Annotated in this window: 17 protein-coding genes; 7 read left to right on the plus strand and 10 right to left on the minus strand. The window is 70.0% G+C overall.

From position 1 onward, the window contains the following. Window positions 1-20: 20 nt before the first annotated feature. The gene (locus ACIBCK_RS31135) at window positions 21-1,574 is read right to left on the minus strand and encodes a PLP-dependent aminotransferase family protein (RefSeq protein WP_399395651.1); all 1,554 of its coding nucleotides are present in this window, start codon (window positions 1,572-1,574) and stop codon (window positions 21-23) included. Window positions 1,575-1,602: 28 nt separating this feature from the next. On the opposite strand from ACIBCK_RS31135, the gene ACIBCK_RS31140 reads away from it, so the two are divergent. Both ACIBCK_RS31140 and ACIBCK_RS31145 read left to right on the plus strand, forming a co-directional pair. Further along, window positions 1,603-2,475: a methyltransferase domain-containing protein gene (locus ACIBCK_RS31140; RefSeq protein WP_399395653.1), complete on the plus strand. Its 873-nt coding sequence runs from the start codon at window positions 1,603-1,605 to the stop codon at window positions 2,473-2,475. Window positions 2,476-2,529: 54 nt separating this feature from the next. Then, window positions 2,530-3,912: a serine hydrolase domain-containing protein gene (locus ACIBCK_RS31145; protein WP_399395655.1), complete on the plus strand. Its 1,383-nt coding sequence runs from the start codon at window positions 2,530-2,532 to the stop codon at window positions 3,910-3,912. Window positions 3,913-4,010: 98 nt separating this feature from the next. Here ACIBCK_RS31145 and ACIBCK_RS31150 read toward each other — a convergent pair whose 3' ends face one another. Further along, window positions 4,011-4,463 carry a GNAT family N-acetyltransferase gene (locus ACIBCK_RS31150; protein WP_399395657.1) on the minus strand — a complete coding sequence of 151 codons (453 nt, stop codon included), beginning with the start codon at window positions 4,461-4,463 and terminating at the stop codon, window positions 4,011-4,013. A 63-nt stretch (window positions 4,464-4,526) separates the two neighbouring features. Next, window positions 4,527-4,985: a MarR family winged helix-turn-helix transcriptional regulator gene (locus ACIBCK_RS31155; RefSeq protein ID WP_399395658.1), complete on the minus strand. Its 459-nt coding sequence runs from the start codon at window positions 4,983-4,985 to the stop codon at window positions 4,527-4,529. A 141-nt stretch (window positions 4,986-5,126) separates the two neighbouring features. Here ACIBCK_RS31155 and ACIBCK_RS31160 point away from each other — a divergent pair, with 141 nt between their 5' ends. Both ACIBCK_RS31160 and ACIBCK_RS31165 read left to right on the plus strand, forming a co-directional pair. Further along, window positions 5,127-6,335, plus strand: coding sequence for an MFS transporter (locus tag ACIBCK_RS31160; RefSeq protein ID WP_399395660.1), 1,209 nt, complete (start codon window positions 5,127-5,129; stop codon window positions 6,333-6,335). A gap of 66 nt (window positions 6,336-6,401) precedes the next feature. Continuing rightward, window positions 6,402-6,827, plus strand: coding sequence for a heme-binding protein (locus ACIBCK_RS31165; RefSeq protein ID WP_399395663.1), 426 nt, complete (start codon window positions 6,402-6,404; stop codon window positions 6,825-6,827). Window positions 6,828-6,941: 114 nt separating this feature from the next. Here the strand turns inward: ACIBCK_RS31165 and ACIBCK_RS31170 are convergent, their stop codons facing one another. Further along, window positions 6,942-7,811 carry a GNAT family N-acetyltransferase gene (locus ACIBCK_RS31170; RefSeq protein WP_399395665.1) on the minus strand — a complete coding sequence of 290 codons (870 nt, stop codon included), beginning with the start codon at window positions 7,809-7,811 and terminating at the stop codon, window positions 6,942-6,944. A 5-nt stretch (window positions 7,812-7,816) separates the two neighbouring features. Beyond that, entirely contained in the window at window positions 7,817-8,368 is a 552-nt protein-coding gene (locus ACIBCK_RS31175; protein ID WP_399395667.1) for a DUF2269 domain-containing protein, read from the minus strand. A gap of 76 nt (window positions 8,369-8,444) precedes the next feature. On the opposite strand from ACIBCK_RS31175, the gene ACIBCK_RS31180 reads away from it, so the two are divergent. Both ACIBCK_RS31180 and ACIBCK_RS31185 read left to right on the plus strand, forming a co-directional pair. Further along, window positions 8,445-9,077: an HAD family hydrolase gene (locus tag ACIBCK_RS31180; protein WP_399395669.1), complete on the plus strand. Its 633-nt coding sequence runs from the start codon at window positions 8,445-8,447 to the stop codon at window positions 9,075-9,077. Between the two features lie 394 nt (window positions 9,078-9,471). Beyond that, window positions 9,472-11,070, plus strand: coding sequence for a globin domain-containing protein (locus tag ACIBCK_RS31185; protein WP_399395671.1), 1,599 nt, complete (start codon window positions 9,472-9,474; stop codon window positions 11,068-11,070). Between the two features lie 65 nt (window positions 11,071-11,135). Here ACIBCK_RS31185 and ACIBCK_RS31190 read toward each other — a convergent pair whose 3' ends face one another. From ACIBCK_RS31190 to ACIBCK_RS31210, 5 genes are all read right to left on the minus strand, one after another. After that, the gene (locus ACIBCK_RS31190) at window positions 11,136-11,618 is read right to left on the minus strand and encodes an NUDIX hydrolase (protein ID WP_367043678.1); all 483 of its coding nucleotides are present in this window, start codon (window positions 11,616-11,618) and stop codon (window positions 11,136-11,138) included. 59 nt (window positions 11,619-11,677) lie between these two features. Beyond that, on the minus strand, window positions 11,678-12,583 hold the full coding sequence (locus ACIBCK_RS31195; protein WP_399395673.1) for a LysR family transcriptional regulator: 906 nt from the start codon (window positions 12,581-12,583) through the stop codon (window positions 11,678-11,680). A 227-nt stretch (window positions 12,584-12,810) separates the two neighbouring features. Further along, window positions 12,811-14,004, minus strand: a complete 1,194-nt coding sequence (locus ACIBCK_RS31200) for a cystathionine gamma-lyase (RefSeq protein WP_399395675.1) — start codon at window positions 14,002-14,004, stop codon at window positions 12,811-12,813. Next, complete coding sequence (locus tag ACIBCK_RS31205; protein WP_399395677.1) at window positions 14,001-14,510, minus strand: low molecular weight protein-tyrosine-phosphatase; 510 nt, start codon at window positions 14,508-14,510, stop codon at window positions 14,001-14,003. Before ACIBCK_RS31205 ends, ACIBCK_RS31200 begins: the two co-directional genes overlap by 4 nt. 9 nt (window positions 14,511-14,519) lie before the next feature. Further along, window positions 14,520-14,900, minus strand: coding sequence for a phage holin family protein (locus tag ACIBCK_RS31210; RefSeq protein ID WP_399395678.1), 381 nt, complete (start codon window positions 14,898-14,900; stop codon window positions 14,520-14,522). Between the two features lie 71 nt (window positions 14,901-14,971). Between ACIBCK_RS31210 and ACIBCK_RS31215 the strand changes: the two genes are divergently transcribed. Further along, a complete protein-coding gene (locus tag ACIBCK_RS31215; RefSeq protein WP_160506069.1) occupies window positions 14,972-15,289 on the plus strand; it encodes a cupin domain-containing protein in 318 nt (105 codons plus the stop codon). Window positions 15,290-15,415 lie beyond the last annotated feature (126 nt).

Genomic DNA, 15,415 nt, shown 5'->3' on the forward strand with positions numbered 1-15,415 from the left:
GCAGGAGTTTTGGCGGTGCGTCAGGACAGGCGCCGCAAGGTTTCTCCGAGGATTTCCATGCCCTCGGCGATGGCCGTGGTGGTGGGAGCGGCGTAACCGAGGACCAGGCCGGGGCGGTGCGGCCGTTGGCTGTGCCAGGACAGGGGCTGGACCTTCACACCGCGGGTCAGGGCGGCCGCCGCGAGGTCGGTGTCGCGAAAGTCCGCGTCGAAGGTGATCGTCAGGTGCAGGCCCGCCGCTGCGCCGTGCACGACGGCCCGCGGCAGATGAGTCCTCACCGCGGCGATCATCGCGTCCCGGTGGCGTCGATGACGGCCGCGCAGGAGGCGCAACTGCCGTTCCAGAGCGCCCGATTCCATCAGCTGAGCCAGGACGAGCTGCGGCAGTACGGCGTTGCCGAGGTCGGCGAAGCGCTTGGCGGCGACCAGCGCGTCCCGGTACCGCGGCGGCGCGAGGACCCAGCCGATGCGCAGCGCCGGAGCCAGCAGCTTGGACACGCTCCCCGCGTAGCAGACGTGTTCGGAGAGCAGGGAGCGCAGGGCGGGGACGGGAGCGCGGTCGTAGCGGTGCTCGGCGTCGTAGTCGTCCTCGATGATCAGCCCATTGCGCTCGGTGGCCCAGTGCATCAGGTCCCGCCGCCGCTCCCCTCCGAGCACCACGCCCATCGGGAACTGGTGGGCAGGGGTCAGCAGCACCGCGGCGGCGTCCGTGGCCCGCAACTCGTCGACGCGGATGCCCTCGGCATCGACCGTGACGGGTGGGGTGGCGAGGCCGCCGTTGCGCAGATGCTGGCGGGCGCCCAGCGACCCGGGGTCCTCGACGGCCACCGTGTGGATTCCGGCGCCGTGCAGGACCTGGCCGAGCAAGGTGAGGGTCTGGGCGGTGCCGGCGACGATGACGACCTCACCCGGGTCGGCGCGGATGCCGCGGTTGCGGGCCAGCCAGTCGGTGACGGCCCTGCGCAGCGCCGGGGCCCCGCGCGGGTCCCCGTAACCGAAGGCAGACGCCGATAGGTCCTTGAGTACGGTGCGTTCGGCGCGCAGCCAGGCGGCGCGGGGGAACGCGGCGAGATCGGGCATGCCGGGCGAGAGATCGATCCGGGCCGGGGCGGCGCGCAGGGCGTCGAAGATATCTATGCCGGGCGGGGCTGCGAACAGGCTGCTCGGGTGCGGCTGGGGCTGTGGGGGCTGCTGGGGTGGGCCCGCGGGTGCTTCGGGCCGGGTTTTCGCCGGAGCGGCGACCACCACGGTCCCGTTCCGTCCGCGCCCGGCGAGGTGCCCGTCCTCGCTCAGGCGCTGGTAGGCCTCGGTGATCAGGCCGCGGGAGACGCGGAGTTCGCCCGCGAGGACGCGGGTGGCCGGGAGCTTGCTGCCCACCGGCAGGCGGCCGTCCGCTATCGCGAGGCGCAGCTGTCGGGCCAGCCAGTCCGCGCGGCCACCCGCGGGGGCTTCGTCGATGTGCAGCTGGAGAAAGTCGGCTCCGACCGCCGACTCGCGTGATGCGGGCCTGTGCGCCGGGGACCCTGGCCCGCAGGTTATGGACCGGTCAGAGGCGCTGTCATTGGACCTGTTCACCGGGCCATAGTGGCAGCAGGGTGAAGTCATGCAGACAGCAGCAACCGCAGCCGCCGAGACCACCGCGACCTCGAATCACGCCCACCGAACGGCAGTTGAGTACGTCCACGGATACTCGCCTCGGGAGGCCCGCAGGCTGGGGGACCAAGCGGACACCCTCGCCGCTCTGCTGCACGAGGGCACGGCGTATCCGGCGGGGAGCCGGGTCCTCGAGGTCGGATGCGGGGTCGGCGCCCAGACCGTCCACCTGATCGACTCCAGCCCCGGGGCGCACTTCGTGGCCGTCGACCGGTCGGCGGACTCACTGGCGAAGGCCGCCGCCCGCGTGGCGGCACACGCGCCCGACGCACACGTGCGGTGGCGCCGCGCCGACCTGTTCGCTCTCCCTTTCCCGGACGCCGAGTTCGACCACATCTTCGTCTGTTTCGTCCTGGAGCATCTGGCGGCGGCCCGGCGTGCGCTCGCCGGACTGCGGCGGTTGCTGCGGCCCGGCGGGACCATCACCGTGATTGAAGGGGACCACGGGTCGGCGTTCTTCCATCCCGACAGCGCCTACGCCCGCGCGGCGGTCGACTGCCTCGTTCAGCTCCAGGCCGACGGTGGGGGAAACGCCCTGGTCGGGCGGCAGCTGCAACCGCTCCTCACACAGGCCGGCTATGACGGTGTCCGGGTGCGGCCCCGCACCGTGTACGCGGACCGGACCCGGCCCGAGCTGGTCGAGGGCTTCACCCGCAGCACGTTCATCTCCATGATCGAATCCGTCAGGGGTGACGCGCTCGCCTCATCCCTGATCACCGAGGCCGACTGGGACCGTGGGATCGCCGACCTGCGCAGAACCGCGGACGACGGCGGGACGTTCCACTACACGTTCTTCAAAGCGACGGGTACGCGCGCCGCGTAGCGCGGTCGGCGGAATTCGCTCGACGGGCGGCTTCTCCGAAGGTGGACTGGGGCCATGACATCACCGCGTGAAGAGTTGCTGCCCAGTACCCGTCGAGCCCTGTTGCACCGCGTCGCCACCGCGCAGTCGGAGGGGAGGGCGCCCTCGCTCGTCGCCTCGGTGCTCAGGGACGGCGAGTTGGTGTGGACCGAGGGGCGCACCTGCGTCGAGGGGCACGCACCGGACGAGAACGTCCAATACCGCATCGGCTCGATCACCAAGACCTTCACCGCCGTACTGGTGATGCGGCTGCGTGACGAGGGCGTCCTCGACCTCTCCGACCCCCTGGAGAAGCATCTCCCGGGGACGGCGGCGGGCGATGTCACCATCGCGGAACTCCTCGCGCACACCAGCGGGTTGGCGGCCGAGACCCCCGGTGAGTGGTGGGAGCGTACGCCCGCGTCGCAGCGCCCCGAGCTCGAGGACGTACTGGGCGAGCAGCCCTTCAAGCACCCCACGGGACGTCGGTTCCATTACTCCAACCCCGGTTACACACTGCTCGGTTCACTGATCGAGGCGCTGCGAGGGGACTCCTGGGAGGCCGTGCTGCGCCGTGAGGTCCTGGAGCCGCTGGGCCTGAACCGTACGAGTGCGCAGCCGCAGGCCCCGCACGCGGGTGGCTGGGCCGTCCATCCGTGGGCGGACGTGATGATGCCCGAACCCGCCGAGGACCTGGGCCTCATGGCTCCGGCCGGGCAGCTGTGGTCCACGACGGCGGACCTGGGGCGCTTCGCCGCCTTCCTCCTGGAGGGCGACGACCGGGTTCTGTCCGCCGGTTCGGTGCGGGAAATGCGTACGCCGGGGTCGCCGCTGCCCTCGGGGGACTGGGACGTGACGTACGGCCTGGGGACGCAGTTGCTCCGCGGGGAGGGGCGCACCTTTGTCGGGCACGGGGGCTCGCTGCCGGGCTTCATGGCCGGGTTGTGGGCGAGTGCGGAGGACGGGTTGGTGGCGGTCACGCTGACCAACTGCACTTCCGGTCCCGCCGTGACGGCGCTGGCTCTCGACCTGCTGAAGATCGTGGCCGAGGCCGAGCCGCGGATTCCCGAGGCGTGGCGCCCCCTGCCCGAGCTGGATGAGGGGCTCTTGAAGCTGGCGGGGCCCTGGTACTGGGGGACGAGCACCTTCGTGCTGCGCCCGCAGGCCGAGGGAGCGCTCGACCTGGCGCCCCTCGCGGGCGGGGGCCGCGGATCGCGATTCCTGCCGAACGGTGACGGTGCATGGACCGGGCTCGACGGCTACTTCGCCGGGGAGCAGCTACGGGCGGTGCGGCGGCCCGACGGGTCGGTGAGCCATCTCGACCTGGGCTCGTTCTTCTTCACCCGGGAGCCGTACGACGCGGGGTCTCCCGTGCCGGGCGGTGTGGATCCGGAGGGGTGGCGCGGGCTTCCCCGGTAAGACCTCGGGTGAGCCAGTGGGGCGTCGTGTTTCACGTGAAACACGACGCCCAGCGGCTGAAACACGACGCCCAGCGGCGTGACGCTTCGGCAGCGGCGTCAGAGCTCAAGTTTGAAACCCACGTGCGAGGCCGTGAATCCGAGCCGCTCGTAGAAGCGGCGGGCATCGGTGCGGGTGGCGTCGGAGGTCAGTTGCACCAACTGGCAGCCCTGGCGCCGGGACTCGTCGACGGCCCACTCGATGAAGCGGGTGCCGAGACCACTGCCGCGCTCGTCGGCGTGGACGCGTACACCTTCGATGATCGACCGAAGCGCTCCCTTCCGGGACAGGCCCGGAACGATCGTGAGCTGCAGTGTGCCGATGACGCGTCCCTCGCGCACAGCGACGACCTGGTGCTGATTCGGGTCCGCGGTGAGGCGTTCGAACGCGGCGAGGTACGGAGTGAGGTCGTCCGGCGACTCGCGTGTGCTGCCCAGGGGGTCGTCGGCGAGCATCTCCACGATGGCGGGGATGTCGTCGGCGACCGCCGGGCGTATCTCAAGATCTCCCATGAGACGCAGCCTATGCAGCCGATCGCCTTTTCGGCAGGGCAGTCCACTCGACCTGCAGAGGGCCTACGCCGGGACCCGTACCGCTTCCACTGCCCTGACCAGCGGTGCCAGTTCCGGGTTCAGCGCCGCCTCGTCGAGCGCCTCGCGCAGGGCGGCGTCATTGGTGGGGCGCGCCTCGGCGAGGAGTGCGGCGCCCGAGTCGCTGACGTCCGTGTAGATGCCGCGGCGGTCGGTCGGGCACAGGTAGCGGGACAGGAGCCCGCGGTCCTCGAGGCGGGTGACCAGGCGCGTGGTGGCGCTCTGGCTGAGTACGACGGCGTCGGCGACCTGCTTCATCTGTAGATGGCCCCCCTCTCCGTCGTGCTGGCGGCTGAGGACGTCCAGCAGGGAGTACTCACGCACGCTCAGGTCGTGCTTGGCCTGCAGGGCGCGCTCGATGTGGGCCTCGATCTTCCCGTGGAGCAGGGAGAGCGCGCACCAGCCCTGCGCAAGGGCGGTCAGTGCGGGGTCTGTCGCTGTCATGGCTCTTGTTCCTCCGTCCCGGAGCTGCTGAGAACCAGGATAGGCCACCAGCGCAATATCCGGCGGTTGCAATTAACCCGCGTGTGCAACTATTGTGGACGCAAGCTAAGCGCACCTGCAACCGTCTTGGAAGGTAGAACCATGCCTCTCGCGCTATTGGCCCTCGCGATCGGGGCCTTCGGAATCGGGACCACAGAGTTCGTGATCATGGGACTGCTCCCTGAGGTCGCGGGTGACTTCGGCGTCTCCATCCCCACGGCCGGTCTGCTCGTGACCGGCTACGCACTTGGCGTCGTGCTCGGCGCTCCCTTGATGACGGTCCTGGGCACCCGCATCTCGCGCAAGCGGATGCTGATGCTGCTCATGGGCCTGTTCATCGCGGGCAATCTGCTCTCCGCCGTGGCCCCGGTCTTCGGCGTCATGCTGGCGGGACGTGTCGTCGCCTCGCTCGCCCACGGTGCCTTCTTCGGCATCGGCTCGGTCGTCGCGGCCGAACTGGTCGCGCCGGAGAAGAAGGCCGGAGCCATCGCCATGATGTTCACGGGCCTGACCGTGGCCAACGTGGTCGGTGTTCCCCTCGGCACGCTCGTCGGGCAGACCCTCGGCTGGCGCATCACCTTCGCCATCGTCGCGGGGCTCGGCGTCATCGGCCTGGCCGGTATCGCCAAGCTCGTTCCCGACCTGCCCAAGCCCGAGGGTGTAAGGCTGCGCCACGAGCTGGCCGCGTTCCGCAACGTCCAGGTGCTGCTGGCCATGGCGATGACGATCCTCGGCTTCGGCGGAGTCTTCGCGGCCGTCACCTACCTCGCCCCGATGATGACGGACGTCGCCGGCTACGCGGACTCCTCGGTGACCTGGCTTCTCGTCCTCTTCGGCCTCGGCATGGTCGCGGGCAACCTGATCGGTGGAAAGTTCGCGGACCGCGCCCTGATGCCGCTGCTCTACATCTCGCTGAGCGCGCTGGCCGTCGTGCTCGCCCTCTTCACCCTCACCGCGCACAACAAGATCGCGGCAGCGGTGACCATCACCCTGATCGGCGCGCTGGGCTTCGCCACCGTGCCGCCCCTGCAGAAGAGGGTGCTCGACCAGGCCTCCGGCGCGCCCACGCTCGCCTCGGCCATGAACATCGGTGCCTTCAACCTCGGCAACGCGCTCTCGGCCTGGCTCGGCGGCCTCGTGATCTCCGCGGGCCTCGGCTACACCGCCCCGAATTGGGTGGGCGCGGCACTCGCGGCCTCCGCGCTTCTCCTGGCCGTCGTCTCGGCCACGCTCGAGCGCCGCACGGCCGCTCCCAGTCGGGTCGTCACAGGCGTGGCCCACGTCGAGCAGGCGACGCCCGTCCACCACTGACCCGCCGGCCTCTCCGACCGACCCCTCCAGCCCCCCCATCAGCACCACCGCACAAGGAGAAACCTCATGAGCACCACCACCCCCGCCGTCGCCCCGCTGACCACGCAGGACGCCGAGGCGCTCGTCACCGCGGCCAACCGTGCGGCCGAGGCGGCCGATGTCACGGTCAGCGTCACCGTCCTCGACGCGGGCGGCCATCTGCTCGCCTTCCGGCGTGACGACCGGGCTGTGCTGATCTCCGGCGAGACCAGCACCCGCAAGGCGTACACGGCGCTTCAGCTCAACGCCCCCACCGCCGACCTCGTCGACCTGGTCAAGCCCGATGGGCCCTTCCACACCCTGCCCACCGCTCTCGACCGGCCGCTGCTCTTCATCGCCGGTGGGGTACCCGTCCACCGGGACGGCCGCCTGATCGGCTCCGTCGGCGTCGGCGGCGGAGCACCCGAGCAGGACCACGGCTTCGCCACGGCGGCCGTGGAGGCCCTCGCGTAGTACGTACGACACCGCGTGGGTACGTAGTACGAGACCGCGCGAGAGGACATGACGAAGGCCCGCCCCCAAGTGCCGGTAACCATCCGGTGTTCGGGGGCGGGCCTCTGTGTGCGGTCAGCCGGCCGCGACCGTCAGCGGCGCGAAGCGCCTGGTCCAGTCGCCGGGCAGCTCGGGGATGCCGTACGTCATCACGGCATTGAAGGCGATCGGCGCGAGGCCGCGCTCCTTCACCCAGGCGAGCAGCTCTTCGTGACGTACATCGATGTCTGTGCGCAGCGGCCGGTCCGACCCGGCGGCGAGCGAGGTGATCAAGGCCTTCGCCGTCTCCGTGTCCCGGGCGATCAGGGGGCCGATGACATGGGTCTCCATGTTCGGCCAGGCCCCCGCGTAGCCGGTGATCGTGCCGTCCGTCTCCGCGACCCGCAGCTGGTCGACGAAGGCGGGGAGCCGGGTGAGGACGTGCGTGCGGTCGAGGCCGAAGACCTCGGTGTCGAGCCGGACGATCGCGGGCAGGTCCTCCGCGATCGCAGGCCGGGTGGCGACATCCGGCAAGGGGCCGCCGGAGACGAACCGGCCGCGGACCATCTCGGCGCGGCCGGTGGTCTTGAATCCGAGCTGCTCGTAGAGGGGGCTGCCGGTCGGTGTCGCGTGGAGGGTGAGCGGGGTGGTGCCCGCACCCTCGACGACGTAGTCCATGAGGCGGCGGCCCAGGCCCTGGCGGGCGTGCCGCTCGGCGACGAGGACCATGCCGATCGCTCCTAGGCCGGGGCCCTCATGCGGTCCGTATTCGGTCACCACGCAGGCGGCGATGAGGCCGTTGCCGTCCGGGTCGTCGATGCCGTAGCCCGTACCGGCCGAGAGCAGCAGCCCCCATTTGTGGTCCTCGCGTGGCCAGCCTCGATCCTGCGACAGGTCGGCGCAGGCGTTGAGATCGCGGAGGGTCAGCCGGCGGATGGGCAGAGCGGAAAGGGTAGGTGTCGACACTCGGCTCAGGCTGTCTGACGCATGACCTTGGCGTCCACCGGTTTGCGGGCAGAAGCACGGTTCTTTTGGTTACGTTGCTTCTGGCCACGTCCGGTCAGGCCCCAGGGCTTGAGCACCGAGATGACCGTCATGAAGAGATAGGCGCTCAGGGAGACGATGGGTCCGGCGATCAGGCCGGTCGGATCTGTCACCGGGTCGCCTGCGGACACAGTGGCGACCGTGTCGTTGATGCCCGGACGCAGGGCGAACGCCGACGCGGCGGTGGTGGCCAGGGTCAGCCAGAACTTCGTGTAGACCCAGCGATGCCTGGCAAGCCCCCAGGGAGTCCCGAGGGACAGCAGCAGGCCGCTCAGCAGGGTGAGCAGCGCGAGCGGCAGCACCAGCCAGTCCGCGAAGAGCTTCATGGAGCGAGCGGCGGCCTCGGTGACCGCGGCCGAATCGGTGGTGATGGCCGCGAACGCAAGCGCGAGCAGGCCGAGCGTGAGCCCGAGCCAGCCTGAGGCGGCGATGACATGGACGACGAGGGTGGCCCGGCGAGCGGGGCGGCTTAGTTTCACGTGAAACACGGTGCCGGGAACCGCGACGGAAGGCGTCTTACAGCGGGAGTAACCGCGGGTACTAGCCTCGGCGTACATGGCACGCCTTCACCTCTTCGACCTGGACGGAACGCTGCTGCACGGCACGGCGGCTCCCGTGGAGATCTCGCGCCAGCTCGGCCTCGACGCGGAGATCGCGGAGCTGGAACGGGACTTCGTGGCGCAGCGGATCGACTCACCGCAGTACGCGGCCCGGGTGCACGCCCTGTGGGCGGACCTCACGGATATGCAGGTCACCGCCGCCTTCGAGGGGGCGCCGTGGCTGATGGGGATCCGGGAGACCTGGGCCGAGATCCGGAAGGGCGGCGACTACTGCGCGGTGATCTCACTGTCGCCGTCGTTCTTCGTGGAACGGTTGCTCGGCTGGGGTGCGCATGCCGCGCACGGGTCGCGTTTCCCCTCAGTGCCGTTCACCGAGCCGGTGAATCCGACCGGCATTCTCGACGCCGCGGCCAAGGTGAAGATCGCGGACCGGCTCTGTGAAGAGTTCGGGGTCGGGCGGTCCGATTGCGTCGCTTATGGTGACTCGCTCTCGGACCTGGAGCTGTTCGGAGCGGTGCCTGTCTCGGTCGCTGTCAATGCGGATCAGCGGCTGGTCGGGCTCGCCACCCACTCTTATGTCGGGCGTGATCTGCGGAAGGCGTATGAATTGGTGCGTGGCGCCCGGTAATTGGGGCAATTGGCTGGCATGGGTCGCTGAATTCCCGGTGAAGGGCGGCGGGACTTGTGCGCCGGACGGCTGCCGGTATGGTCGAGTCCGGTTCGCGCCGGGTGCATCGCAGCGCATCTCTGGGGGGCGCGGACGGAGGTCAACGCAGCCTAACGGGGCATAGAGATCGAAGACCTGAACTTTCCGTTATGCGACCGGCGTGACGGTAAGGGGTGGGACGCTGCGGTGAGATGACTGCGGGCAATGTCACATTTCTTACCTACTTGTCCGTAGGGTCCGGTAATCCGAGGTTCAATGTGGCCACATTGGCTGCCGAGGCAGAGCGGGGAAAGTAAGCGGCTTCCTACAGGGAAGTGCACGGACCGACTGAGAGATGTTCGAGGCGAGGCACAGCATGGACGCTCCGACCACCACGTCGGCGGGTAACGGTACTTCCGGCGACAGCGGCGGTGGAGGCGGCTGGTTCACCCCACGGAAGGCGCCGAAACCGTCGGAGGGCGGCGAGCAGCCGACATCCCCCGAGGGCGGTGAGCCCGAGGTGACCGAGGGACGCCGGGTGTCGGCCATACGTCCGGTCGGCAGGCCCGGCGCGGCCGCGCCCGCACCGGAGGCGGAGGCACGGCACGTGCCTGAGCCCGAACGCGCGGCCGAGGAACGAATACCGGCAGGCCGGACAGCCGCAGTAGCCACAGCGCCGGCGCCGGCGCCGGCGCCGGCACCGGCACCGGCGTCCGCTCAGGCCGCACCGCAGAGCGCACCCCAGGCCCCAACGCACCAGCACGCGTCGCAGGCCGCCCCCCGGAGCGCGCCTCAGGCCGCCCCCGCATCACACCCCGAGCCGCGCACCGAGCGCGTGCCGGAACCGCGGCAGTCGTCCCCCTCGGGCTCCCCCGACGCGATACGCGTCCAGCGCACGATGGCTGAGATAGGTCCCGTCTCCGACAAGGTGACGTCGTACTTCTACGCGCTGCTCTTCACCCGGCACCCCGACCTGCGCCCCCTGTTCCCCGCCGCGATGGACACCCAGCGCGACCGGCTGCTCAAGGCGCTGCTGACCGCGGCCGAGCACATCGACCACGCCGACGTACTCGCCGCGTATCTGAAGAACCTCGGCCGCGGACACCGCAAGTACGGCACCCGGCCCGAGCACTACCCGGCGGTCGGCGAGTGCCTGATCGGCTCGCTCAGCCGTTACGCGAGCGCGATCTGGGACGAGGAGACCGAGGCCGCCTGGGTCCGCACGTACACGACGATCTCCCAGATCATGATCGACGCGGCTGCCGCCGATGAACTGCGTGCCCCGGCCTGGTGGTTCGCCGAGGTCGTCTCGCACGACCTCAGGACGCCCGACATCGCTGTCGTCACCGTCCGCCCCGACCAGCCCTACCCTTTCCTGGCAGGCCAGTACACGAGCCTGGAGACGCCCTGGTGGCCGCGGATCTGGCGGCACTACTCGTTCGCGTCGGCGCCGCGCTCCGACGGACTGTTGTCGTTCCACGTGAAGGCCGTCCCCGCGGGCTGGGTCTCCAACGCCCTGGTGCATCACGCACGCCCCGGTGACGTCCTGCGCCTCGGCGCGCCCGCCGGGTCGATGACCGTCGACCACACCACCGACAGCGGCTTGCTCTGTCTGGGCGGCGGCACCGGCATAGCCCCGATCAAGGCGCTCGTGGAGGACGTGGCCGAGCACGGGGAACGGCGACCGGTCGAGGTCTTCTACGGCGCCCGCACCGACCACGACCTGTACGACATCGACACGATGCTGCGGCTCCAGCAGACCCACCCCTGGCTCTCGGTCCGCCCGGTCGTCGACGGCCACGCCCAATTCCCGGACGCCGTGCGCGAGTACGGCCCCTGGAACGAGTACGACGCCTACCTCTCGGGCCCGCCCGGCATGATCCGCAGCGGGGTGGACGCGCTGCGGGACGTCGGCATCCCGGCGGGACGCATCCGCCACGACTCCGTGGAGGAACTGGTCTCCGCGGGCGACTAGCTCAGCCCAATGGGCGCCAAGCCCGAGGAGTGCCTAGCCCAAGGAGCGCCAAGCCCGAGAAGCACCTAGCCGAGATCGGGGGCGTGCATCGCGCGTACGCCCTCGATGTTTCCGTCCAGATAGTGCCGCAGGGAGAGCGGTACGAGGTGGACCGAGGCGATCCCGACCCGGGTGAAGGGCACGTGGACGATCTCGTACTCGCCGCACGGCTCTTCGATCTCCGGGCCGTGCCGCAGGGAGAGGTCCATGGACTCCAGCCGGCAGACGAAGAAGTGCTGGACTTTGACGCCGGTCGCGCCGCCGTCCTCGCCGATGTGCTCGACGGTGTCCACGAAGCAGGGCACCACGTCGGAGATCTTGGCACCGAGCTCTTCGTGCACCTCACGGTGGAGGGCGTCGACGACGGTCGTGTCCTCCGGCTCCACACCGCCGCCAGGGGTGAGCCAGTACGGATCGACGCCGGGCTTGGTCCGCTTGATCAGGATCAGGTCGTCGCCATCGAGCAGAACGGCGCGTGCGGTGCGCTTGACCACGGGTCGGACGGTCATGGGAGGAATGTGGCCCGGACTGTTCCACGTGAAACATGGTGAATGAGCCGGAGTACCGCTCAAGCCCAGTCAGCGGCAGCATGGAGCAGCCACTCGTGCGCCCGCGCGATGTGCGGCATCGCTAGCGTGCCGGTGCGTACGACGAGGAAATAGGTGCGTAGAGGCGGCACCGCCGGGTCCAGCAGGGCCACGACCTCGCCACTCTTCAAGTCGGGCGCACAGAGATAGCGCGGCAGCACGGCGAGCCCCGCCCCGGTGGCGACACAGGCGAGCACCGCCCGCAGGTCCGGCACAATGACGGCGCCCGATGCGGCCGGACGGGTGTCGAAGACAGCGGCCCAGTACCGGGCGACCAGCGGCAGAGACTCGTGTACCTCCACCACGGGCAGATTCTCCAGGACGGACGCGCCCTTGCGGCGCAGCTTGCCGGGGCCGATATGGGACGCCCAGCGCGGACTGGCAACCAGGACGTGCTCCTCGTCGCAGAGGGGCTTCGCGGTGAGCAACGCGCCCCGCGGCCTGGCGGTGGTGATGGCCAGGTCGTGATGCCCGGCAGAAAGGCCTTCGAGGACCTCCTCCGCGTTGCCGAACGAGGCACGCAGCGCGAAGCTCTGACCGTCCTGCCCGGTCAGCGCGGTGAGAGCGGGTAACGCGCGGGCAGCGGTGAACTCCGGAGGCCCCGCGAGGTGGAGCGTGCGTACCGACGAGTCCTCTTCGAGCCCCGTCTCGGCGATCTCCACCAAGGCGTCGAGATGCGGGGCAGCCTTGTGGGCGAGCTCGTCCCCGATGGTCGTGGGGGTCACGCCGCGCGCCTGGCGCAGGAACAAGGGGCGGCCGAGCTGCCGCTCGAGGGTCCGTATCTGCGAGGTGACGGCGGGCTGGGAGAGGCCGAGAAGGGCTGCCGCACGCGTGAAGGAACCGGCCCGATGCACGGTCACGAACGTGCGCAGCAGGGCCAGATCCACGGCGGCGCCCTCCCCTCCCGGCCCCGAGGCCGAGCCCAACTATAAATATGTCGATAGGTCTCTGTCGCTACTGTGATTGGACACTGACACAGAGTCAACTAGCCTTGTGCGCGCGGTTCTTCGCGCGCAGAACCGGAACGGTCCGAGCCACGAGGGGGGAGGCTCGGACCGTTCGTTGTGCGTAGCGCGGTACTAGCCGGGAGCGATCCGCGCGCACGCGGGGGCCGTCACTCCGCCGATTCGTCCAGCGCGCGCAGCACGTCCGCGACCAGGTCGTCCGGGTCCTCGGATCCGGCGGAGAGGCGGATGAAGCCCTCCGCGACGGCGTCCCCACCCCAGCGGCCACGCCGCTCGGCGGTGGAACGCACGCCGCCGAAGCTCGTCGCGTCGTCCACCAGACGCAGGGCGTCGAGGAAACGGTCGGCGCGTACGCGTGAGGGCAGCGTGAACGAGACGACGCACCCGAAGCGCCGCATCTGCTGCGAGGCGATCTTGTACGACGGGTCGTCGGGCAGCCCTGGATAGCGGAGTCCGGTCACCTCGCCGCGGGCGCGCAACGCTTCGGCCAGGGCCAGGGCGTTGGCGTTCTGGCGCTCGGCGCGCAGCTGGAGCGTGGCGAGCGAGCGATGCGCGAGCCAGGCCTCCATCGGCCCCGGGATGGCACCGACGATCTTGCGCCAGCGCCGCACGGAGTCGGTCAACTCGGCGTCGCGGCAGGCGACGTAACCAAGGAGGATGTCGCCATGGCCGGTGAGCATCTTGGTGCCGCTGGCCACGGAGAAGTCCGCGCCGAGTTCGAGGGGGCGCTGGCCGAGCGGCGTGGCCAGGGTGTTGTCGACCGCCACCAGGGCTCCACGCGCGTGCGCCGCGTAGGCCAGGCGCCGCACGTCGCAGACGTCGAGGCCCGGGTTCGACGGTGTCTCGATCCACAGCAGCTTGGCGCCGTCCAGGACGTCGAGCTGGGCGTCGCCACCGGTCGGGGCGGTACGCACCTCGATGCCGTACGCGGCGAGCTGCTCCCTGACCAGCGGCAGCGCCTGATAACCGTCGTCCGGCAGGACCACCGCGTCACCGGCGCGCAGCTGCGAGAAGAGCACCGCCGAGATGGCGGCCATCCCGGAGGCGAAGACCAGGGTCTCGACGTCCGTAGCGGCGGTCGCGTCACCGGCTGCTTCCGGTGCCTCGAGCTCGCCGATGGCCTGTTCGAGAAGCGTCCAGGTCGGGTTGGAGTCCCGCCCGTAGGTGTACGGGCCCGTGGGATCGCCCGGCAGGTGGAAGTGCGCGGCGAACACCGGGCCCGGAAGGGTCGGCTCGTACTTCACCGGCTCGGGCAGACCGGCCCGCACCGCTCTCGTGCCGTCGCCCATCCCGGTGCCTGCTGTCGCGCCGCTATCTGCGGCTATCGATGCGGAGTCCGTCATGCCGCCCGCCCTTCTCTTGCTTCACGTACGGCGTCGAGCAGACCGTCGCTCGCCGCCTCCACCATTCTCAGGCACGCGTCGAACCCCTCGTCGTCCCCGTAGTACGGGTCGGGGACGTCCAGCTCGCCGAGGCCCGCGGCCACGGGGTCGTACGAGCGCAGCAGCCGCACCTTGTCCGCGTCGGCCGGTGTGGGCGCGAGGCGGCGCAGGGTCCTGTGGTGCCCGGAGTCCAGGGCGATCACCAGGTCGAGCCCGGAGAACCAGGAGACCTGGAAACGACGCGCCACATGATCGCTCTCGTAACCGGCTGCCTCCAGGACGGAGACGGTGCGCGGATCGGCGCCGTCCCCCTCGTGCCAGCCGTCGGTGCCCGCGCTGTCCACGCGGACGAGGCCGCCGAGTCCGGCCTCGTCGACCCGGGCGCGGAGGACGGACGCGGCCATCGGGGACCGGCAGATGTTGCCGGTGCAGACGAAGCACACGGAGAAGACCGTGGGGAGGGCCATGGGGAAGGCTCAGTCCTTGTCGTCGGGCAGGATGACGTTCATCGCCCAGGACACGACCGAGATGATCAGGCCGCCCAGGACGGCGGTCCAGAACCCCTCGACGTGGAAACTCACGTCGAGCTTGTCGGCCAGCCACGACGTGAGCAGCAGCATCAGGGCGTTGACCACCAGCGTGATCAGGCCGAGGGTCAGGATGAACAGCGGGAAGGTGAGCACCTTCACGACCGGCTTGACCAGGAAGTTCACGAGGCCGAAGAGCAGCGCGACGACGATCAGCGTGAGCGTCTTCTTGCCCGTGTTGTCGCCGGTCAGCGTGATCTTGTCGAGGAGCCACACGGCGACGGCCAGAGCCGCCGCGTTGGCGATCGTCTTGACTACGAAATTCTTCATGTGTCTGATCGTTGCAGACGGACGGCCAGAGCGGTCGGACCGCTGCCTGGGGCAAGGGGCGTACGAGGACGATGAAGGCATTCCGGCTGGATGAACTGGAGACGGAGCGCGCCGCGAACGACGGTGCGTATCTGCAGTTTCTGCGCGAGCGGAACATGTCGGTCGGGCTGTACGCGCTCGATGCCGGGGAGTCCGATCCGCAACAGCCACACCAGCAGGACGAGGTGTACATGATCGTCAGCGGCCGGGCGTCGATCACCGTCGGCATGGAAACCACCCAAGTCGCGCGCGGCAGCGTGGTGTACGTGCCGGCCGGGGTGGCCCACAAGTTCCACCACATCAGCGAGGACCTGCGGGTGCTCGTCGTGTTCTCACCGCCGGAGGGCTGAGGCCCGTGCTGCCGGGCCCCGTGAAGAGCTCGGGCCCCTTGAAGAGCTGATCCGCTACGCCCCTGGGCTGACTTCTCGGGGCTGCGACCTCGGGGTTCCCTAGGGGACGGATCAGGGGAGGACAAG

Source organism: Streptomyces sp. NPDC051218 (assembly GCF_044455475.1).
Classification (GTDB): Bacteria; Actinomycetota; Actinomycetes; order Streptomycetales; family Streptomycetaceae; genus Streptomyces.